The organism is Undibacterium sp. RTI2.2, from assembly GCF_035018705.1.
Classification (GTDB): Bacteria; Pseudomonadota; Gammaproteobacteria; order Burkholderiales; family Burkholderiaceae_D; genus Undibacterium.
Genome location: NZ_JASJXN010000034.1, coordinates 1 through 21,969 on the forward strand (window position 1 = coordinate 1; position 21,969 = coordinate 21,969).

Sequence of the window (21,969 nt, forward strand, 5' to 3'; positions counted from 1 at the left end):
GACGACGCAAGCTGCATCTTGCTAGGAGGAGCAACAACGCCAGGCAGTTCGCCAAAGGTGCAATTGTCGCTGTAGCGGTCCCACTCAAATCGCGGTGGTGTTATCCCTCTGAAGACCGCACGCCGTCTGCGTTTTTTGCGAAGTAGTAGCGGTCTAATGGAAAATCTGGGTTTATCCAGCTAAGCACCAACAATCCAACCCTCCAGCGCATCAAACTCTGGCAAGCCGAAATTAGCATCCCGTCGCTGCCAGCCCCAAGCTGCCAGTACTGCACACAAGGCAGCATCCAGATAGTCACCGCTACCATCCTCCAATAATTGCTGACGGAATTCGCCGCAACCCAGGCGAATCTGCCAGGGCGTATTGCCGGCTTCCAAAGCATCAATTATTTGCGCTCTGGCGTCGCGCCGCTCTGAAGTCTGTTTGCGCTTATCGTCGTTTTTATAAGATGCGCGGGTGATACTGCGTGCCACCATGCCAGGATAAGCCTCTAGCGCGATTCTGGCCTCTGCATAGTCGTTGTGTGCAGGGTTTGTAGCGTCACCAGAATGGATGCCGGGCAAGTGCAGCCCTGCGCGCAACAAACGTGGGGCACCGGCATGCAACATGTAGGCGACGGGCGGATTAACCCATTTCATCGACGGTGAGGAATTGGCAGGAATATCGGTGGCGCGGTGGGCAAATTTATTACCGGCTGGTCGCGCATCGCAAAAAGCTTTAAATAATCCGCGCATTTCAGCACGAGTAATGCATTCTAAATGTCGCATCAAATCTGCCCAGTTATCAGGCCAGATCAGCTGCTCTACCAGTTCTCGCGGCAAAGAAAAAGGTAAATCAAAGCCAGCTAACCAAGGCCCGGGGCTTTGTAGCCAGACATCAAATTGATTAAAGTCAGACAAAGATGCCAGCGATTGCAGCACCAAGGTCGGCTGCTCATCTCCCCTTGCAGGCTGTAGTTCTGCGGCGGCAATCGTAATTCCTTTGCGCTTGCCCGGTGCAGAGGTAAAGTCAACGCCGTACAGCTTCATGAGGTATAGCCGCCTAGCGTCACAATACGCATCAGGCTGCGATAAACCATATACGCAAAACCGTACCAGGCACGCTTATACCAAGGCTGATTGGCATAGTCCGCAGCAACGATGGCGACGCCATCGGCAATACCCTGCTCCAGATGCGCCGTCAGATTTTCGGTAAAACCAACATCGCGGATCACGACATTGGCTTCTTGATTGACGAATAAACTCAGACCATCAAAATTACTCGACCCGACGGTGGCCCAGTTATGGTCAATCACCGCGACCTTGGCATGCAAAGCCGTCTTACGATATTCGACAATTTTGACACCGTGCTTAAGTAATTTTGGATAAAAAGAATGCGTCACTGCATCTTGCAAATGGAATTGACCGACGCCGACCAGCAAGGTCACATCAACGCCACGACTGGCGGCAGAGATTAAGGCTCGACGGAATTTTCTGCCGGGTGCAAAGTAAGGATTGGCGAGTATCGCGCGCTTTCTGGCAAATCCTAATGCGTGCAAATAAGCCCGCTGTATGGTGGCGCGATTGCGCAAATTATCCCGCACCACAAAGGTGGCCAGCATCGGCTGATGCGAGTTTTCCTGATCCTCTTCACGCAATCGCCGCAGTAGTTGAAAGCGCGATTTTAGATTTAAACGCCCCAACTTCATCCACTGGGTTGCCACTTCTAAACGGATATGCTCAACCAAGGCGCCGACCACATGTACCGCAAAGTCCCAGCGTGGCGACGTCAGTGCGTGCCCAGAGCCATCGTCGGCAATCAAGTCGTCAATAATATTCAGACCACCGACCAAAGCGCAACGCTGATCAATCACACAAATTTTTCTATGAGTACGTGCCAGACCACGCTTGAACCAAGGATTAAAACTGCGGCATTCAACCCCTGATTGAATAAAATGATGAACTAAAGCGTCTGATTGTCGGCCACCGCTGCCTAACCAGTCAATGATGACTCGTACCATCACGCCACGTTGTGCGGCGCGCACCAAAGCTTGTTGCACACGCATGGCAGTGGGATCATTTACATCGTTTGAGAAGATGTAGGTTTGTAGATAAATTTCTTTTTGCGCAGCGTCTATTTCTTCGACCAAGGAAGAAAAATACTCTGCACCACAATATAGCAAGCGCACCTCATTACCAGAGACAAACTGGAGCTTACGCATGGGTCTTATCAGACGTCAGGTCGGGCAAGAGACTTGAATTTTTTGTTGACTCTGGAGCCATTACAGAGATCAGCTCCAGCGTTGCCACAATCGGTACGTGATCAGACAATTTAGTCCATGGCGCACCGGTCATGACTTGAGCTTTTTCTATTTTAAAACCACGGACATACACACGATCCAGACGTAAAAAAGGCAAGCCTGCCGGAAAAGTCCGCCCGTGTTGAATACTACTTTTACGCGAAAAAAAAGTACTACTACCTGTCGTTGGAATCACATTATCAAATACTTCTGTCACCCCTAGGCCCTGGTACAAACTAGCGCTCAAATGATTTTGCCAATCATTAAAATCACCCGCAATAATCAGAGGCGCATCAGCGGGCAAACTATGTTTAATCTGATTTATCAGTGCTTGCACCTGACGACGGCGACTAGCTGCAAACAAACCCAGATGAATCACAAAACAATGGATATCAGCACCAGGCGTACTAATTACTGCATGCAGAATCCCGCGCTGTTCATAAGCATGGTCAGAGACATCATGATTAGTAAAATCAGAAATCGCCAAACGACTTAGTAATGCGTTTCCGTGATGTCCATGCTCATAGATTGCATTCATCCCGTAAGCAGAATGATGCGATTCTCCCGCCAAAAAATCATGTTGAGATTGTTCTGGCCAATGCGCATGTTTCGCTGCATGCAGATCATGCTGACCTTGTACCTCTTGCAAAAATACCAGATCAGCATCCAGCAAATCAATCGCAGCTTTGATGTCATGAATACGCGTGCGTCGTCCAAATGCACTAACGCCCTTATGAATATTGTAGGTGGCAATCCGTAATTTCATGGGCAAATCAATCAATGATGAACAAAGTAGTAAAGGGCAATCATGCAAGCGCGTGCATTGCAGGTAACTGCAAAATCGCTTCTGCGTTGGAAGACGAAAAGCAACGATCCGCGGCCTCACGATATGGCAACCAGCAGTATTGCACATGCTCGCGTGGCGCTAGCTGAATTGGGATGTTTGGTGGCACACACAGACCAAATACGTGCTCGGTATTTTGCGTCACACCGGGAGCATAACGATGTCGCCAAATCGGGTAAATTTCATAAATATTAGAAATCCTCCAGTCACTCAGTGCGACACCAGCCGCACTGGAGTCGATCCCGGTTTCCTCCATGACTTCCCGCTGTGCAGTGAGCAATAAGGGTTCATCCAGACTATCTCTAGAACCAGTAACCGACTGCCAAAAATCGGGCTGGTCGGCACGTTCGATCAGCAAAACATCTAAGTCTTTGGTGTAAATAACGACCAGTACAGATTCAGGAATTTTAAGCATGTTATCCAATAAAAAAAGGCGCGGAATACCGCGCCCTGATTATGCCTTATGGATGGCTTGTTTGCTGATCAACGCCGTTGATTACCACCGTTGATGATCGCTACTTATGCCTTGATTACCGGTTCAGCGGCACGCAAACGGATATGCAATTCTTTTAATTGCTTTTCATCCACAGCAGACGGTGCTTGCGTCAACAAACATTGCGCACGTTGTGTCTTAGGGAAAGCGATCACGTCACGGATAGATTCTGCACCCGTCATCATTGTCACAATACGATCCAGACCAAATGCCAGGCCACCATGCGGAGGCGCGCCGTATTGCAAGGCATCCAGCAAGAAACCAAACTTGAGTTGCGCTTCTGCGTCGTCAATCTTCAATGCACGGAATACTTTGCTTTGTACATCGGCGCGATGGATACGGACAGAACCGCCGCCCAATTCCCAACCATTCAAGACCATATCGTAGGCTTTGGCGATGCACTTGCCCGGATCAGTTTCCATGAAATCTTCATGGCCATCTTTTGGTGCAGTGAAAGGATGGTGCGTCGCAGTCCAGCGATCATTTTCTTCATCATGCTCAAACATAGGGAAGTCGATGACCCATAATGGCTTCCAGACGTTTTCAAACAAGCCGTTGGCTTTACCAAATTCACTATGACCGATTTTGACGCGCAAAGCACCGATCGCATCATTCACCACTTTAGCTTTGTCCGCTCCGAAGAAAATCAGATCGCCATCTTGAGCACCAGTCAATTCTAAAATCTGTGCGATCGCTGCATCGTGGATATTTTTAACGATTGGAGACTGCAAACCATCACGGCCTTTAGCTTTTTCATTCACTTTGATGTAAGCCAGACCTTTAGCGCCATAGATCGCGACGAACTGCGTGTAAGCATCGATCTCAGAGCGTGGCATGTTAGAACCGCCCGGTACGCGCAAGCCGACTACGCGACCACCATCCATATTTGCCGCGCCGGAGAAGACTTTAAAATCAACGTCCTTCATTACTGCCGTCAAATCGGTGAATTGCAGCTTAACGCGCATATCTGGTTTGTCGGAACCGTATAGCCCCATCGCTTCAGCAAAATCCATTACTGGGAAAGGATTTGGTAAATCGATATCTAGCGTGTTTTTGAATACCAGACGTATCATGCCCTCGAACATATCGCGGATTTCTTGTTCATTCATGAACGAAGTTTCGCAATCGATCTGGGTAAATTCTGGTTGACGATCAGCACGCAAGTCTTCATCGCGGAAGCATTTAGTGATTTGATAATAGCGATCAAAGTTGGCGACCATCAGCAACTGCTTAAACAATTGCGGTGACTGCGGCAACGCAAAGAAACTACCTGCGTTGACACGAGATGGCACCAAATAATCGCGTGCGCCCTCTGGCGTAGATTTGGTCAACATGGGCGTTTCGATATCGATGAAACCATTCGCATCCAGGAACTTACGCACTTCCATCGTCACTTTGTAACGCAAACGCAAATTGTTTTGCATTTGCGGGCGACGCAGATCCAAGACGCGATGTGTCAAGCGAGTTGTTTCAGACAAATTGTCGTCGTCGAGCTGGAACGGTGGTGTAACCGATGGATTGAGCACTTCAACATTGTGTGCCAGCACTTCGATTTTGCCAGACTTCAAATTAGCATTGACGGTACCGTCGGGACGACTACGGACTACGCCAGTGATGCGCAGACAGAACTCATTACGGACTGATTCTGCGGCTTTAAATACATCGGCGCGATCAGGATCGCAGACAACTTGCACCAGGCCTTCGCGGTCACGCAAATCGATAAAAATAACCCCGCCGTGATCACGGCGACGATGCACCCAGCCGCACAGGCTGACGGTTTGGCCGAGTAATTCCTCAGTGGTGAGGCCGCAATAGTGAGTACGCATGGACATATTTTCTTACCTGTCTGTTTTAAATTTATACAAAATTACGTTAATTTTTGATACCCAATGACTCTATGATTTTTATCCTGATATGAGATCAAGCGCTAAAAACCCAGCAATATTGCCTTTATTTTTTTTCAACTGGCAGTTGATCGGGTGCGACTACACCCATTGATACAATATATTTTAGAGCGGCATCAACGCTCATATCTAATTCGATTGCATCTGCTTTTGGTACCATCAGAAAAAATCCTGATGTTGGATTTGGTGTGGTCGGCACGTAAATACTAACGTAATCACCATCCAGATACTGAACCACATCCCCGCCCGGAACACCAGTTAGAAAACCGATCGTCCACGATCCTTGACGTGGGTACTGTACTAACACGGCTTTACGAAAAGCGTTACCGGAAGACGAAAATAAAGTATCCGAAACCTGCTTAACACTGGAGTAAATCGAATTGACGATAGGAATGCGGTTTAGCAAGCCTTCCCAAATCTTGACCACATAATTGCCAATAAAATTTTGTGTCAGCAAACCCGTGACAAAAATAATGAGCAAAGTCAGGATAGTACCCAGGCCCGGAATTTTAAAACCAAACAGTGCTTCTGGCCGCCACTGCTCAGGTAACAAGAGCAATGACTGATCCATTGTGCTGATAATGGCATGCAATACCCATAAGGTAATGGCTAAAGGCACCAATATCAGTAAGCCTGTAATAAAGTATTTACGCATTGATTTGTCTAACGGCTAATGGAATTAAGTTCAATTTAAGTTCGTGACTGAATCAGATGTTTTCGTCCAGTATGGAGTATTGCAATTAGGATGTGCTAGTCGGCGCAGCAGGGGTCGGATTGCCTGCATTGGTTGTACTGCTCGCACTAGTCATGCTAGCCGCACCAGTAGCTGCATCGGTTCCGCTGTCTTTGCCAGATTCTGCGCTGGAGGAAGACGGCGCATCCGACTCAGAATTGGCCGCTGGGGCAGTTGCTCCACCAGAACCACCACGAAAATCCGTCACATACCAGCCAGAACCCTTAAGCTGAAAACCTGCAGCCGTTACCTGCTTTTTAAAACTTGATTTGCCACAGGAGGGACAATTGCTAAGAGGATCGTCAGACATTTTCTGCAATACATCCTTGGCAAAACCACACTCTTCACAGCGATAAGCATAGATAGGCATCTTCGTTCATCCAGAAAACTTGTAAAACCCTGAATTATAAAGGTTTTCCCGACCTCAATGCCGATCTTATTGACCAAGTTAGGACTTACGCAAATTTGTTCCAACAACGCGTAGCGACGAAGACAGTCTTTAAGTACGGCTAGGCCGCTGTAACGCAGTTGGTGCGGTTTTGCGTAAGTCCTACAAGTTATTCAGCAAGAATCCAGGCCGAGGTCAGACTAACCTCAGACTGCCGCTTGCCTTGGAGTGAATTGCGGTAACAAAGAACCAACAATCATACTGGCCATGCTGACCACAACCCCGACCAGTTGCGGAGGCCATAAACCCTCAGGGCTTTGGATTTCCAAAAATATCCATGAAGTCAAACCCAGCACTATCGATGCCAAAGCACCTTGGGTAGTAGCACGCTTCCAATACAAACCAAAAGCAAGCGGCACAAAAGCGGCGACCAAAGTCACTTTATAAGCATTCTCAACCATTTTATAGATGCTAGAACCTGTGTTCATTGCAAATAGCGTCACGATGAGCGTGAACACCAACACGACAGAGCGCATCATAAAAAGGAATTGCTTATCCGTCTGCTTGGGGAAAAATGCCTTCAAAATGTTTTCAGAGAAAGTGACAGAAGGTGCAAGCAAGGTAGCGCTGGCACAGCTCTTAATTGCAGATAGCAGAGCACCGAAGAACATCACTTGCGCCAGCATTGGCACTTTGGTCATGATCAGCGTCGGCAAAATCAGTTGAGAATCCTTGTCGATTAAGCTTTCGACCATTTTGGGATCGATCATGGTGGCAGAATAGGCTAGGAACATAGGAATAAAAGCAAAGCAAAAATACAATACGCCACCCAGAACAGAGGCGTTACCAGCGATTTTTTCATTTTTAGACGAGGCTACCCGTTGAAACACGTCCTGTTGTGGAATAGATCCCAACATCATCGTGATCCATGCAGCAAAGAACCAGAGGGCATCTTTGGCATTGGGTGCGGGCCAGAATTCCAGCTTGCCAGCATTCGCTGCATGCGCAATAACATTACCTGCGCCACCGACCATGCCAGAGACTTCCCATCCGATGTACAACATGCCGATCACGATAATAATCATTTGTAAAAAATCAGTAATCGCTACCGACCACATACCACCCATCAAGGTATAAATCAGCACACTGGCGGCGCCAATCATCATGCCCAGATCCATAGAAATCGCACCACCCGATACCACGTTAAATACCAGACCCAATGCCTTAATTTGCGCGGCAACCCAACCCAGGTACGACACCACGATACATAAAGTAACCAAGACTTCTACCGTGCGGCCAAACTTATTGCGGTAGTAGTCGCCGATCGTCAGTAAGTTCATACGGTATAACGGACGAGCAAAAAACAGCCCGACAAAAATCAAACACAGCGAAGAGCCAAAAGGATCGGCGACCACCCCTCTCAGACCATCTTTCACAAATGTGGAAGAAATCCCCAGCACCGTTTCTGACCCAAACCACGTCGCAAATACAGTCGCAGTGACGATGTACATAGGCAATGCACGGCCAGCAACTGCATAGTCTTTAGAGTTATTCACATAGCGGGCGGCGTATAAACCGATACCGATCGAGATAATCCAATACAGAATGACAAACCAGATAAGAGTATTCATGAATGTGCGAGCGAATAAGATGTCAAAAGACACGAAAAAGTGTCAATAAAAATGGCTTGAAAATTTACTGAAAGAATTATAACGGCAAGTTGCAAGAGGTTTAACCCAGATGTGCGTAAAAACAAAGGCAGTTTGTAACTTAATTGTGGCTGGTAATTGCATAACAACTCAATAGGTCAATATCTCACCGTATCGCAGGGAAATATTAGGTAGTGACGACTTATATGTTTGTTTGCATACGAACGCGAACTACAAAAGTGCTTCAAAAAAATCTGCGAAAGGACGTCCAGATAGCATAAGCCTTCCAGGCCCAATTGGGCTAGAAAGGCTTATAAACATTGGGGGAAGCGATTTTAGGGAAAATCTAAAATCTTTTAATCAACATGAGTGCCATGCCGCGCTCAACTTTAGCGGTTTTATTTTTACGGCTAAGTTGCGAGTCTTCTATTAACGCTCAACAGGTTCTTCAACAACAACCTGATTACGACCGCCCTCTTTCGCCATATACATAGCGGTGTCAGCTCTGGAGAATAGTTCCAACACTGATTCACCAGGAATATATTGCGTTACGCCAATCGAGACAGATACACGACGTTGCAATGCGCCATCCCAGGCATACAGTTCTACTTGAGAACGAATACGCTCTGATGTATTTAACGCAGGTAACAATGAAGTTGTAGGAAAAATTAGCAAAAACTCTTCTCCGCCATAACGGCCGAATATGTCACCTGAACGGATATTCTCTTGGGCAATACGTGAAAAAGTACGCAAAACCTCATCGCCACCAAGATGACCAAGCTCGTCATTAATCCGTTTGAAGTGATCCAGATCAATTACCCCTAAACAAAACGGAGTTTTGTTCTCGTCCGCCAACTGTTTTTGTTCTTCAAGCGCAGTGACAATATAACGCCGGTTAAAACAGCCGACCAAATTATCTCTTTGCGCATCTTCTTCAATGTTTTTGATTTTACGACTCGCACGATGCAAGACACGATGTAATAGCTGTACTTTCCCCGTTAAAAACACATACGCTGGCAAAGAAATGGCTAAGGTGACAAAGTGCATAAACTCCAGTTTTAACAAAGCAGGATTACGCCAATTGTAATAATGCAAGTACATCACAAACGCAAATCCAATCAATATGGCACCGGCCAGCAACATCACATCGCGCCTGGAAATACGATACATACCGTAAGCGATTGCAATAAAGGTGAACGGTGTAAAAAGGATGTGAGTTGATGGATCAAGGTAGCAAGTCAACAACATAGATACCACAGCAGTAGTGACGATCGGTAGCTTTAAACGTTTTTCACGAAATTTAAGATGTAGGCCAGACTTAAAAATCAAATAATAAGTTAAAAGAAAAACTGCGATCAAACCCATTAGCACCAACACGGTTGATTTTTGTACCATGCCGACAGTATAGAAAATCAAAATACCAACGAAATATGAGGCAATCATTGCGCTAGCTATGAGCCATTTTTGAAGAGTTGTGCGTTTGGCTGGGGCCCTCGACGTATCGTTTTGGCGGCGCCCGGTAGACTCTATCGATGGCAAAGTCTCGTCAAAATCAATTACAGAATCCGTTAACGGAAAAGTATCTGTATTAGAAAATGAATTATTTTTGCGTCCGAATAGCATGTATTGAATAGATTAAATACTTTATATGATTTTGGACATGGTAACACGACAAGTGATGCGTTTTCGCTGGAAATCTAAGCTTCAGCTCGTCCCCAGATATAAACAACTGCAAACTTCTGACGCTTAAGAATTGCCCAAACTTAAGTGACACAAGTCAGAGAGTGGTAAGTTAATGTGAATTTATCGGTGAGCTAAGGCGTTATATTTTAGGACCTACGCAAAATTGTTACGGCAAGGTGTAGCGGCCCTGCTTGCACTATTTCGTATAAGTTCTAATTTATTTTTTTAATATTTGGTGGGCTATCAAAGCACCCGATAAGCCAAGCGATCTAACCTGGTTCTGCTCAGTCGGCTTAATAATTTACGCACTTCAACCGGGTACATGCTGGTTTTTTCTAGCGAGCGGTAATGGTCGATTGGCATCGTGTGCAAAAAAATACTTTGCAGCTCAGCTTCTCTTTGTTTGGCTAATTCATGTTGCGGATCATGGATCAGTAGAGCGTTTTCCAGATCCAGGCGAAATGCTCTGGGGTTGAGGTTGTTGCCCGTCATAAGGGTGTAATTCTGATCAATCCAGACACCTTTCAGATGATAGGTATTGTCGCCATCTTTCCATAAATGCAAATTAAGTTGCCGGTTATTCAGGGCCGTCTGATGTGACTTTGCAAAGCGACGCAAATTAGTCTCGTACAGATAAGGTAAAGCAGCAATGATTTTAAACGCCTGATCTGGCGGAATAAAAAAATCATTCGCAGTTTTATCGCCAACGATAATATCAATCTTAACGCCACGTTTTAAGGCGCGATTGATTTCTCTGGTGACCGCTAAAGGAAAATTGAAATAAGGCGTACAAATTGTAATCTGATGCTTGCTTGCAGCGAGCAACTGGCAGATCACTTTATTGAGTGGATTATTTTTACCAACGCCAACTAAAGGCGTCACGCTCAGGCTTGTTGATTCACTTCCCTCTGTCTGGCTATGGTCCTGCGAATTAATGCTGTAACGCGCTTGTTTGAGTTTTTCACGAAAACTCCGGATATCACCGCGAATGCTTTGCGTTGTCGGAATCTCTGCGATATCCAGCCGATGTACCGCAGAAGCAGATAACAGATGTTCTCGAATAAACAACTGCATACAATTCGCCAGTGCGGTACTTTGCAAAATCAGATAGCGGTCATGTCGATATTTATCAAATTTATGCAGGTAAACATTATTCAAACTAGCGCCGCTGTAGATGACGCTATCGTCAATGACGAAACCCTTTAGATGTAAGACACCGAATAATTCTCTGGTCTGAACTGGGACGCCATAAATGGGGACATGTGTCGTATGTGCTGATGCAATTTTTTGATACCAACCGGCGTTACCCGCCTGCTCGCCTATTTTTTTAGCCTCACCGATCAGCCCGCGCTGCGCTCTGTGCCAATCCACCAGCACCGCAATATCAAGTGCAGGGCGAGCTGCTTTTGCTTTGTGCAATGCTTCTACAAGCTCGCTACCGGCCTCGTCATTTTGCAGATATAAACTGCAGAGATAAATGCGCTGTTTTGCGGAGGCAATTTGTTTAAGCAACTCCAAGCGAAACTCCAGCGCGCTATGCAAAGTAGTGACTGCATTAGCGTTCAATGGAATGCCGGTTAAATGCGCTAAAGGGGAGCGGGGTTTTAAAAAATTCATGACAATTCAGGTAATTGTATTTACAGCACGCAGGTCAATACTGACTTGTCGCTGGCAGGACTTTGCAGGCAGATTATCAAGTGACAGAAACGGGTAGCCGCCGCCAGATTTGCCAGCGCTCTTTCCCTTTAAATACATCAATAGAATCGCTGACATCACAATCTTCCACCAACGAAAAATAGGGCAATATCAGCTCTTGCCAAGCTTGGCGCTGGATACTAAACGGTGGGCCTTTAGGTTTTGTATCCTGTGATGCGCTCGGTGTTGCGGCTTTAGCGGCTGATGTTACTGACGTTGCTGACGTTGCTGACGTTGCTGACGTTGCTGACGTTGCTGATGTTATGTTCGGCACATCTTCAAAAAAGAAGTAGCCTGCCAGTAAGCCGCCCTCCGCCAATAAACCAGCCCAACGTTGCACAATATCTTTGCGTAAACGCGGAGGTAAGGCACAAAAGAACGCGCGCTCATAAATCAGTTGCAACGGACGTGCTGGATTAAATTGGAAAAAGTCAGCCTCAATCACATGCTTACTCCAGACACCGATAGCTGCCTGCGCACTTCGCACAGCGACGGGAGAGAAATCAATCGCGGTGACATCCCAATTGGCTTGCGCAAAAAAAGCGGCTTCATAGCCATTACCACAACCCGGGATCAAGGTAACCAATGGTGCCTCTGCAGCCCGGACAAAATCTTGCAAGGCTTGAGGGACGCCGCCTTTATCCCAAGGAGTAAATGCAGTTTCAAAACGCTCATCCCAAAAACGCGTCTCGGCAGAATCTTTACTGGAGAAGTTTTGCATTGTAATAAGCTTAGAGGTATAGCAAATGTAAAACTAATTGCGCTAATAATGCACCTGCAATGGCACCACCACCAAAATAAATAATAGTACGTAATAATTTATTAGTACTTCGTTGCTCTAGCAGCAGTGCGGAAAGTAGTTCGCTATTCTCACCTTGTGTACCTGCTCGGGTCAGCGCCTGATGTGCAAGTCGTGGCAATTGCGGGAAAATATGGCTGTAACGTGGTGCCTCTGCTTTAAATTTTTCTAACAAACCGCGCCAGCCGATCTGATCACTCATCCAGCGTTCCAGATAGGGTTTGGCGGTTTTCCACAGATCCAGATCGGGATCAAGCTGCCTGCCCAGACCTTCAATATTCAGCAAAGTTTTTTGCAGCAAAACTAATTGCGGCTGTACTTCTACATTAAAGCGGCGAGAAGTTTGGAACAAGCGCAATAAGACCTGACCAAACGAAATATCTTTCAATGGGCGATCAAAAATCGGCTCGCAACAAGCACGTACCGCAGCTTCCAATTCATCGACACGGGTTTCTTTAGGTGCCCAACCAGATTCGATATGTGCCTCTGCAACCCGTTTGTAATCTCGACGGAAGAAAGCCAAAAAATTCTGCGATAAATAATCTTTATCAAAATCATTGAGCGTGCCGACGATACCAAAATCGAGTGCAATATAACGCCCAAAAGTCGCTGGCTCGGTGGAGACTAAAATATTACCCGGATGCATATCCGCATGGAAAAATCCATCCCGGAAAATCTGAGTGAAGAAGATAGTGACACCATCTCGCGACAGCTTGGACATATCGACGCCGGCCTCAATTAGCTTATCTAATTGAGAAATCGGAATACCCTTCATGCGCTCCATCACGATCACGGAGGAAGAACAATAATCCCAGTACATTTCAGGCACCAGCAGTAAATCGGAATCAGCAAAATTGCGCCGTAGCTGACTACCATTGGCGGCTTCCCGCATCAAATCCAATTCATCATGCAAGTATTTATCAAACTCAGCTACGACCTCACGTGGCTTGAGGCGCTTGCCGTCGGCCCAGAGTTTTTCTAGCCAGCCTGCGGCAATTTGCATCAGCGCGACGTCTTTATCGATGGTGTCCTTCATGCCAGGACGTAGCACTTTGACGGCAGCTTCTCGCCCATCTTTGAGTGTAGCGAAATGCACCTGAGCAATGGAGGCAGAAGCCACAGGAATCCGGTCAAAACTGGCAAACAATTGATCAGGATGCGCACCCAGAGACTTGACGATTTGCGCAATTGCCAGATCAGGGTCAAACGAGGGTACGCGATCTTGTAGTTTGGCGAGTTCGTCTGCAATATCTGGCGGCATCAGATCACGGCGGGTCGATAACACCTGACCAAATTTGACGAAAATCGGCCCTAAGTCTTCTAGTGCCTTACGCAAGCGTTCGCCGCGCGGTGCGGACAAATCACGCCAAAAAAGTAAGGCATTAATCGCTCTGGCAGTGCGCGGCACCGACAAACCTGAAATCGCAATTTCATCAATCCCATAGCGAATTGCGATACGGATGATTTTGAAGAGACGCAAAAACTTAAACAGCATCAACGCAACCTTTCTAATTTTTCTAAGCGCTTGATGAGACGTTCTGCATCATCACGTAACTTATTGATTTCTGTCCCCATCGCGGTAACTGCCGCTGGACGGACTAACATCGGGTTTTCTTCGAGAAAATACTCGGCAAGATTTTCCTGGATTTTTTGATGCGTCTCTTTAGCAGCCTGCATCAGACTGCGTGCGCCAGATACCATGCGGACCGCGGCGATATCTCCAAACAATTTGCTCAGATCATCTTCTGCCTCCCAGCGCAAATGCTGACTTAGATGAGAAATCGTATTAGCAAAGTCGGCATCGCCTTCTATCTTGACATAAGAAAAAGCGCGCTCACGATTTTGGGCGATCAAAGGCAGATCGCTGAGCTGAAGACGGATGGTGACGTTGTTGCGCTCAGCCTGACTAGCAACATCAGCTTCAGCTTTAAGCTCGACCGGATCAGGTGCGAGGGACTCCACCATGCCATCAGAAGTTATTTTTAGGCGGATTGTAAATGCCTGCAAATCGATGCAGGCAATTTTTCCCGCGTGAGGTAATAGCTCGCTCTTAGCCCAGTTTTCCTGTGCCAGCAAATGATTGATGAAGAGAACGATAGGAAGCGTATATGTCATGATCAAATAAAAAAACCGCCCATGGTTGATGGGCGGTTTCCAGTTTAACAGTTTATCCCTGTCGGGAGGTTTGAGATTGATCTACTTAAAGCGATATCAAAGTTGCTGCATCAAAGCTGCTGAATACCGGCCAATACCCAACCGCCTTGACCGTTGATAGGTTTAGACAAGTTCCAGACTTCATTAAACGCTTCTGCCGGCGCATTAGCTGCCTCTTTGATCATACCGCTGAACTTGACGCTGGCAAGGTAATCATTGCCCACCGTTTCCAGACCCATTAACTCGGCATCGATCGACACCACATCGGTCACATTCGGGCTAGCGCCACGCTCCTGAATTTGCAGTTTGATTTCTGCATACATCTCAGTCGAGGTGAATTCGCGGATATCGCTAATATCGGCTTTATCCCATGCCGCTTGCAGACGGATGAAGTAGGTTTTTGAATTACGCAAAAATGCTGGCACATCAAAATCTGCCGGAACGCCCCACGGTGCAGCGGCCACAGGTGCTGCCGCGGAAGTGTTAAAGGAACTTGTTTGCGTAGCAGGTTCAATACGGGAGCCGATTTCTGGTGTGTTAGAAGGGACTCCTGCATAAGATGGTTGCGAAAACGCCGATGGTGCTGAGCTGCTTCCATTATTACCACTATTGCGGCGGAACATTCTGATAATAAATATCACTGCAAAAGCCAATAAAGCGATTGTCAGGATGGAACCTAATGCGCCGCCTAAAGCACCGCCCAGACCAAAATGCGAGAACATCGCACCTAACAAGGCGCCACCAATCAAGCCGCCTACAATCCCTTTCCAAGGACTAGCTGGCTTTGGTGGAACTGCGCCCGGCGCTGGTGCTGCGGCTGGTGCAGCCGGTTTAGTTTGATTCAAATTACTGCCTGGATTATTAGCTGGTGGCGCAGCCTGGCGCGACACATTACTAGACTGACGTCCAATCGACCCGCCGCCGCCCAAACGCTTAGCATCTGCGTCAGATACGGTCATTGCCAGTGCACCTGCAACCAGCATGATGGAAACGACTGCTTTATTAAAAATCTTGTTCATACCTGCAACTCCTAGAGTTTGATACCAGTGTGGAGAGCGGCCACACCTGCCGTTAAATTAAAATACTGCACGCGATCTAGACCAGCGTCTTGCATCATGCCCTTCAAAGTCACCTGATCAGGGTGCATACGGATTGATTCAGCCAGATAACGATAACTGTCAGCATCATTCGCAATCTTTTGTCCCAACCAAGGCAGCACCTTGAAAGAGTACAGATCGTAAGGCTTTTGCATCACTTCCGGCACTTTAGAAAATTCCAGCACCAGCAATTTGCCGCCCGGTTTTAGTACTCGCTGCATTTCTGCCAATGCCTGATCTTTGTGCGTCATATTCCGCAAACCGAATGCCACACTCACGCGATCAAAGTAATTATCAGGAAAAGGCAATTTTTCTGCGTCACAAAGTAATGTTGGGGTAATCAAGCCTTTATTCAAGAGGCGATCACGACCGACTCGCAACATGGACTCATTGATGTCGGTATGCCAGACCTCGCCTGTCCTGCCAGCTTGCTTGACAAACTCTTTGGCGAGATCACCTGTGCCGCCAGCAATGTCCAGCACTTTGAAGCCTGGTCGCACGCCAGCCTGGGCAATCGTAAAAATTTTCCATGCGCGGTGCAAGCCCGCCGACATCAGGTCATTCATCACATCGTACTTAGCGGCAACTGAGTGAAAAACCTCCGCCACTTTGTGTACTTTTTGATCTTCTTCTACGGTGGTGTATCCGAAATGAGTGGTATTGGTCATGATATTGGCTGATAAGAGATTGTGCGCATAAGTATGCGGATTATAGGGCTCTGCCGGTTTTAGCTCAATGTTGATGACCGCAGGCACTTGCTTGCTTGTCTTGCATAGGCGCATCGCGGCCAGTGTCATCTGGATAACCTGCTACATGCAATCGCGTCATGTAATCCAGCCAGAGTGATGCCTGATTTTCGCCCAGCCAATACAGATAATCCCAGCTAAAAATCCCGCTATTGTGGGTGTCGGAGAAATGTGGCTGTACCGCGTAATTGCCAACGGGCTCAAGCGCCGTCAACGTCACGTCGCGCTTGCCGGTTTGTAGGGTCTCTTGCCCGACGCCATGGCCGCGTACTTCAGCGGAAGGCGAATACACCCTTAGCAATTCAAATGGCAAGGTAAATTCTTTGCCGTCGTCAAAATGAACCTCCAACACGCGTGATTGAGTACGTACATTTAATGCCGTGGGGATTGGTGTCGGGATACTTTGTTTGGAGCCTGTCATGATGTTCCTGCTGTGCTGGCTGCTATGTTGATGGTTGATATTGAGCAATTAAAGTATTGCGGGCACTGGTGCTGCTTGCTTATTTGACAGTCACTTGCCGGTCAGCTTAACAAGCACTTAAGACAAACACCGTATTCCCAGGCGCAGAACACTTTAAATATATACTCCCACCATGTATATTTAATTGTCCATATAATCATTGGACAATACGGCAATATTGATAAAAATGAGGGGGAGTATATGTTAAATCGCTGTAAGTCCACGCGTAATACCGGCAATTGTACCTTTGGCGAACTGCCTGGTGCTGTTCCGGTGGAAATTCTGAATTACTTCCTTAATTACACCCTTGATTAATTTTCGCTGTTTTGGGATAAACGATTAATAATCGCGACCTTCAATCCGGGCAATAAAGCCTGTCTGGCGCTGATGGTCAGCAGAGCTGATTCGTCCTGCGCATCGGCGGTCACTTTTGCCTGCGCCCATACCGGATTCGGGAAATGCAGATCGTCGGTGTAGCGCGGAATAATATGCCAATGCAAATGCGGCACCATATTGCCAAAGCTGGCTAAGTTGATTTTATGTGGCTGCATTACCTCACGGATCGCCCACTCGACATGCCAGACGGCATCCATCACTTCATGGCGTTCTGCTGCCGGCAAATCCGTCATTTCTTTGATATGGTCATTCCACACCACGCGACAAAAACCCGGGTAATTGGCATCATCGACCAGCAATACTCGCCACCGCTGACTGGCAAAAATCACCTCCCCAGTTTGAGGATCGCACAACTCGCATGCTGGCGCCGTCTTCAGATTGCTGGTCAGCCCTCTATTCAAATTCACCATCAGACCAATACTCGTTCGATACCGCCGTTGTTGGCGCGCGCCACATAATCTGGCAACCAGTTGTCACCCAACACATGTTTGGCCATTTCGACCACGATGTAGTCTGCGGTCGTGCCGGAGTCTTCATCGTAGCGGGTTAAGCCTTGCAAACAGGCTGGGCAAGAAGTCAGGATTTTCACATCGCCGGCAAAACCATCGGCGCGCAATTTATCCGCACCTTTGAGCATTTCTTCTTCTTTACGGAAACGGATTTGCGTCGAAATATCCGGCCGCGATACTGCCAGCGTGCCGGCCTCACCACAGCAACGGTCGTTCTTTTCAATCTTCACGTTATCAATGGTCGTAATCAGCGCGTTCACGGTTTTAAGCGGATCTTGTAGCTTCATCGGCGTATGGCAAGGGTCGTGATACATATAGCGCGTACCATTGACACCTTCCAGCTTCATCCCTTTTTCCAACAAAAATTCATGAATGTCGATAATGCGGCAGCCCGGAAAAATTTTATCAAACTGGTAGGTCGCCAATTGGTCATAGCAAGTACCACAAGAAACCACCACAGTTTTAATATCGAGGTAATTCAGCGTGTTTGCCATCCGGTGGAAAAGGACGCGGTTGTCTGTGATCATCTTCTCGGCTTTGTCGAATTGCCCGGCACTGCGTTGCGGATAACCGCAGCACAAATAACCCGGTGGCAGCACGGTTTGCACACCGACATTCCACAACATCGCCTGGGTCGCCAGACCAACTTGTGAGAACAGGCGCTCCGATCCGCAACCAGGGAAATAAAATACTGCCTCAGTATCTGCCGTCGTAGTTTTGGGGTCGCGAATGATTGGGATGATTTTATCGTCCTCAATATCTAATAAAGCCCGTGCCGTTTTCTTCGGCAAATTGCCTGGCATTTTCTTATTGATAAAGTGAATCACCTGCTCTTTCATCGCAGGCTTACCCAAGGATGCCGGCGGTGCCTTAGTCTGTTTTTTCGCTAATTGCTTAAGTACCGTATTACCCAAGCGTTGTGCCGCAACACCCCAGCCAAAAATCACCTGACGGGCAGCTTTAATCGTCGCAGGGTCTTTCGCGTTGAGGAAAAACATCGCTGATGCAGTGCCTGGATTAAAGGATTTTTTATCCATCTTACGCAGCAAATTGCGCATGTTCATCGAGACATCGCCAAAGTCAATATCGACCGGACACGGCGTCAGACATTTATGGCAAACCGTGCAATGGTCGGCTACATCTTCAAATTCTTCCCAGTGCTTGATCGAGATACCGCGACGGGTCTGCTCTTCATACAAAAAGGCTTCGACCAGCAGGGATGTTGCCAGAATTTTGTTCCGTGGTGAGTACAGCAAATTTGCCCGCGGCACGTGGGTGGCGCACACTGGTTTGCACTTACCGCAACGCAGACAATCCTTGACACTATTGGCAATCGCACCGATATCACTTTGTTGCATGATCAGTGACTCGTGCCCCATCAATCCGAATGACGGCGTATAAGCATTACGCAGGTCGGCAGCAAACTCCGGCAGGTTAAGCAATTTGCCTTTGTTAAAGCGCCCTTCCGGATCAATCCGTAATTTGTACGAGCGGAAATCCTTGATCTCATCTTCCGTCAAGAACTCTAGCTTGGTGATGCCGATACCGTGTTCGCCGGAGATCACACCATTCAACGAACGCGCGAGCACCATGATGCGGGCAACGGCATGATGCGCCACTTGCAGCATCTCGTAATCGTCGGAATTGACAGGTAAATTGGTATGCACATTGCCGTCACCTGCATGCATATGCAAAGCCACGAAGACACGGCTGCGCAAGATTTTTTTATGAATCGCGCTGCATTCATCCAGGATCAATTTAAACGCGCTGCCATTAAAAATCTGACGTAAATGCGCACGGACTTCTTGCTTCCAAGAGACGCGAATTGTCCGGTCTTGCACAATACTAAATACCGTCGCATCAGTTTGTACTTGCAGGCGCTCATCAAAGACGAAGGCGAGCTTATCCAGTTCCAGCGCAACCAGTTCATCCCGTGCATCACGCAAAGGTTTGTCGAGCTGGGTTAATAAATACGTCCAACGTGCATGCGTAGCAGCGAGCAAACTCTTGGCCTGCAATACGCGATCTTCCAGTAATTCGTTAGCAGAAATATCGTCACCATCGGCATCTTCGCTTTTACCCAACGGCAGATTGCCTTTGACGAAAAACGCCTGCAATTGCTCCAGCATCGCCAACTTATTCTGGATCGATAATTCAATATTGATGCGTTCAATACCATCGGTATATTCGCCCATACGATCCAGCGGAATAACTACGTCTTCGTTAATTTTAAAGGCGTTGGTATGCTTAGAAATCGCCGCAGTTTTAGCGCGATCAAGCCAGAATTTTTTACGGGCTTCCGGACTGACTGCGACGAAACCTTCACCCACACGGGTGTTCGCCATACGCACGACTTCTGATGCAGCCTGCGCTACAGCGTTTTCATCATCGCCGACAATATCGCCAAACAAGGCCATCTTGGGCAAGACGCCACGTTTGGATTTGGTGGTGTAACCAACGGCGCGCAGGTAGCGCTCGTCCAGATGTTCTAAGCCAGCCAGACGCAGGGTCGAGAAATTCTCGCCTCCCTTTTTTGGCAAGCCATCAAGATAATCTTTGATCTCGACAATACTCGGAATCGCGTCCCGTGCCTGACCGAAAAACTCCAGACAAACCGTACGGGTAAATTTAGGCATCTTATGCAAAATCCAGCGCGCCGACGTGATCAGACCGTCGCAGCCTTCTTTTTGTACACCAGGCAAACCCGCCAGAAATTTATCGGTCACATCTTTGCCTAAACCCTCTTTGCGGAAAGTGCGACCAGGGATATCTAACTGCTCGGTTTTAAACGGCGTTTTTTCGCCAGGATGAGACCATTCCAGTTTGAACTTAGCTACTGCAACATCATGAATCTTGCCGAGATTGTGTTCAAGTCGTGTGACTTCCAGCCAATCGCCGTTGGGGTCGACCATTTTCCAAGAGGCCAGATTATCCAGCGCAGTGCCCCATAAAACCGCTTTTTTACCGCCTGCATTCATGGCGACATTGCCGCCTACGCAGGAGGCTTCTGCCGAGGTCGGATCAACTGCAAATACAAAACCTGCTTTGTCAGCGGCATCCGAGACCCGCTTGGTCACGACGCCGGCACCGGAATAAATCGTGGCGTATTCACGATCAACACCAGGCAACATCGTCATTTCGACCGCGCCTAATTGCTCTAATTTTTCGGTATTGATCACCGCTGACAATGGCGTAAGCGGAATCGCACCGCCTGTATAGCCGGTGCCACCGCCGCGCGGAATGATGGTCAGACCCAAGGTGATACAGCATTTGACCAGCCCCGCCATCTCATCTTCGGTATCTGGCGTGAGCACGACAAACGGGTATTCGACGCGCCAGTCTGTGGCATCCGTCACATGCGACACGCGGGATAAACCATCAAATTTGATATTGTCTTTTGCAGTGTATTTTGCCAACAGCTTATTGGAACGCTTGCGCAAGTCATAGGTATCGCGGAATTCTTTGGCGAATTGGGCGACAGCTTTGCGCGCTGCCTGCACCAAAATTTCTACGCTGTTGCTGCGCTCGCCGTCATCATCATTAATCGTGCTGAGGCGACGCTTTTCCACTTCCGCCAGACGGTGATTTAGCGCATCGATCAGGGCTTGGCGACGCTTAGGATTGTCCAGCATGTCGTCTTGCAAATACGGATTGCGGCGCACCACCCAGATATCGCCTAGCACTTCATAGAGCATACGGGCAGAACGTCCTGTTTGGCGCTTACCACGCAGCTTGTCCAGCAAATCCCAGGCATCTTCGCCCAACAGGCGGATCACAATTTCGCGATCTGAAAACGATGTGTAGTTATAAGGAATTTCGCGCACGCGGGTAGGCGTAGCGCCGGGAGCGAGGTCAGAAAGTAGAGCTTGAATTTGTGCTGGAGCGTTCATCAGTGGGATCTTTTGGACTGATCAAGGGCGGCAAAGTGATACATCGATTTGCATTACATGCGTATCAATTGAGTATCACATGGGCATCACATAAAAATTATATGCAAGCCCTGCCGCCAGATTTAAATATGCTAGGAAATTACAAACCATTCTAGCCTATTGCGGCGCACCACGCGGTAACAGCCTTACGCTTAATACGCCTTACCAGCCATACAAACTGAGGAATATTTTGATTTTTCCTAAGATTATTT

At 47.7% G+C, this 21,969-nt stretch carries 18 protein-coding genes; all 18 read right to left on the reverse strand.

Annotation, left to right across the window (positions count from 1 at the left end):
- Nucleotides 1–179: 179 nt before the first annotated feature.
- Entirely contained in the window at nt 180–1,028 is an 849-nt protein-coding gene (locus tag QN395_RS16235; protein WP_322121212.1) for a DUF429 domain-containing protein, read from the reverse strand.
- Nucleotides 1,025–2,200: a phospholipase D-like domain-containing protein gene (locus tag QN395_RS16240; protein WP_322121211.1), complete on the reverse strand. Its 1,176-nt coding sequence runs from the start codon at nt 2,198–2,200 to the stop codon at nt 1,025–1,027. The genes QN395_RS16235 and QN395_RS16240 overlap by 4 nt, the downstream gene beginning before the upstream one ends.
- Entirely contained in the window at nt 2,193–3,044 is an 852-nt protein-coding gene (locus QN395_RS16245) for an endonuclease/exonuclease/phosphatase family protein (protein WP_322121210.1), read from the reverse strand. Before QN395_RS16245 ends, QN395_RS16240 begins: the two co-directional genes overlap by 8 nt.
- Before the next feature lie 40 nt (nt 3,045–3,084).
- The gene (nudB, locus tag QN395_RS16250) at nt 3,085–3,537 is read right to left on the reverse strand and encodes a dihydroneopterin triphosphate diphosphatase (protein ID WP_322121209.1); all 453 of its coding nucleotides are present in this window, start codon (nt 3,535–3,537) and stop codon (nt 3,085–3,087) included.
- Between the two features lie 104 nt (nt 3,538–3,641).
- On the reverse strand, nt 3,642–5,447 hold the full coding sequence (gene aspS / locus QN395_RS16255; RefSeq protein WP_322121208.1) for an aspartate--tRNA ligase: 1,806 nt from the start codon (nt 5,445–5,447) through the stop codon (nt 3,642–3,644).
- Between the two features lie 118 nt (nt 5,448–5,565).
- Nucleotides 5,566–6,174: a DUF502 domain-containing protein gene (locus tag QN395_RS16260; protein ID WP_322121207.1), complete on the reverse strand. Its 609-nt coding sequence runs from the start codon at nt 6,172–6,174 to the stop codon at nt 5,566–5,568.
- Between the two features lie 85 nt (nt 6,175–6,259).
- A complete protein-coding gene (locus QN395_RS16265; protein WP_322121206.1) occupies nt 6,260–6,622 on the reverse strand; it encodes an FmdB family zinc ribbon protein in 363 nt (120 codons plus the stop codon).
- Between the two features lie 224 nt (nt 6,623–6,846).
- Complete coding sequence (locus QN395_RS16270; RefSeq protein ID WP_322121205.1) at nt 6,847–8,271, reverse strand: sodium:solute symporter family protein; 1,425 nt, start codon at nt 8,269–8,271, stop codon at nt 6,847–6,849.
- A 447-nt stretch (nt 8,272–8,718) separates the two neighbouring features.
- The gene (locus QN395_RS16275; protein WP_322121204.1) at nt 8,719–9,732 is read right to left on the reverse strand and encodes a GGDEF domain-containing protein; all 1,014 of its coding nucleotides are present in this window, start codon (nt 9,730–9,732) and stop codon (nt 8,719–8,721) included.
- A gap of 483 nt (nt 9,733–10,215) precedes the next feature.
- Complete coding sequence (gene pssA / locus QN395_RS16280; RefSeq protein ID WP_322121203.1) at nt 10,216–11,589, reverse strand: CDP-diacylglycerol--serine O-phosphatidyltransferase; 1,374 nt, start codon at nt 11,587–11,589, stop codon at nt 10,216–10,218.
- Between the two features lie 76 nt (nt 11,590–11,665).
- Complete coding sequence (locus QN395_RS16285) at nt 11,666–12,388, reverse strand: methyltransferase domain-containing protein (RefSeq protein WP_323491861.1); 723 nt, start codon at nt 12,386–12,388, stop codon at nt 11,666–11,668.
- A 10-nt stretch (nt 12,389–12,398) separates the two neighbouring features.
- Nucleotides 12,399–13,961, reverse strand: a complete 1,563-nt coding sequence (ubiB, locus tag QN395_RS16290) for a ubiquinone biosynthesis regulatory protein kinase UbiB (protein ID WP_322121201.1) — start codon at nt 13,959–13,961, stop codon at nt 12,399–12,401.
- A complete protein-coding gene (locus QN395_RS16295; RefSeq protein ID WP_322121200.1) occupies nt 13,961–14,581 on the reverse strand; it encodes a ubiquinone biosynthesis accessory factor UbiJ in 621 nt (206 codons plus the stop codon). Before QN395_RS16295 ends, ubiB begins: the two co-directional genes overlap by 1 nt.
- Nucleotides 14,582–14,691: 110 nt before the next feature.
- Entirely contained in the window at nt 14,692–15,639 is a 948-nt protein-coding gene (locus QN395_RS16300) for a Tim44 domain-containing protein (protein ID WP_322121199.1), read from the reverse strand.
- A gap of 11 nt (nt 15,640–15,650) precedes the next feature.
- Complete coding sequence (gene ubiE, locus QN395_RS16305) at nt 15,651–16,385, reverse strand: bifunctional demethylmenaquinone methyltransferase/2-methoxy-6-polyprenyl-1,4-benzoquinol methylase UbiE (protein ID WP_322121198.1); 735 nt, start codon at nt 16,383–16,385, stop codon at nt 15,651–15,653.
- A 64-nt stretch (nt 16,386–16,449) separates the two neighbouring features.
- Entirely contained in the window at nt 16,450–16,884 is a 435-nt protein-coding gene (locus QN395_RS16310) for a DUF971 domain-containing protein (RefSeq protein ID WP_322121197.1), read from the reverse strand.
- Between the two features lie 350 nt (nt 16,885–17,234).
- A complete protein-coding gene (locus tag QN395_RS16315) occupies nt 17,235–17,729 on the reverse strand; it encodes an HIT family protein (RefSeq protein ID WP_323491860.1) in 495 nt (164 codons plus the stop codon).
- On the reverse strand, nt 17,729–21,718 hold the full coding sequence (locus tag QN395_RS16320) for an FAD/FMN-binding oxidoreductase (RefSeq protein ID WP_322121196.1): 3,990 nt from the start codon (nt 21,716–21,718) through the stop codon (nt 17,729–17,731). The genes QN395_RS16315 and QN395_RS16320 overlap by 1 nt, the downstream gene beginning before the upstream one ends.
- Nucleotides 21,719–21,969 lie beyond the last annotated feature (251 nt).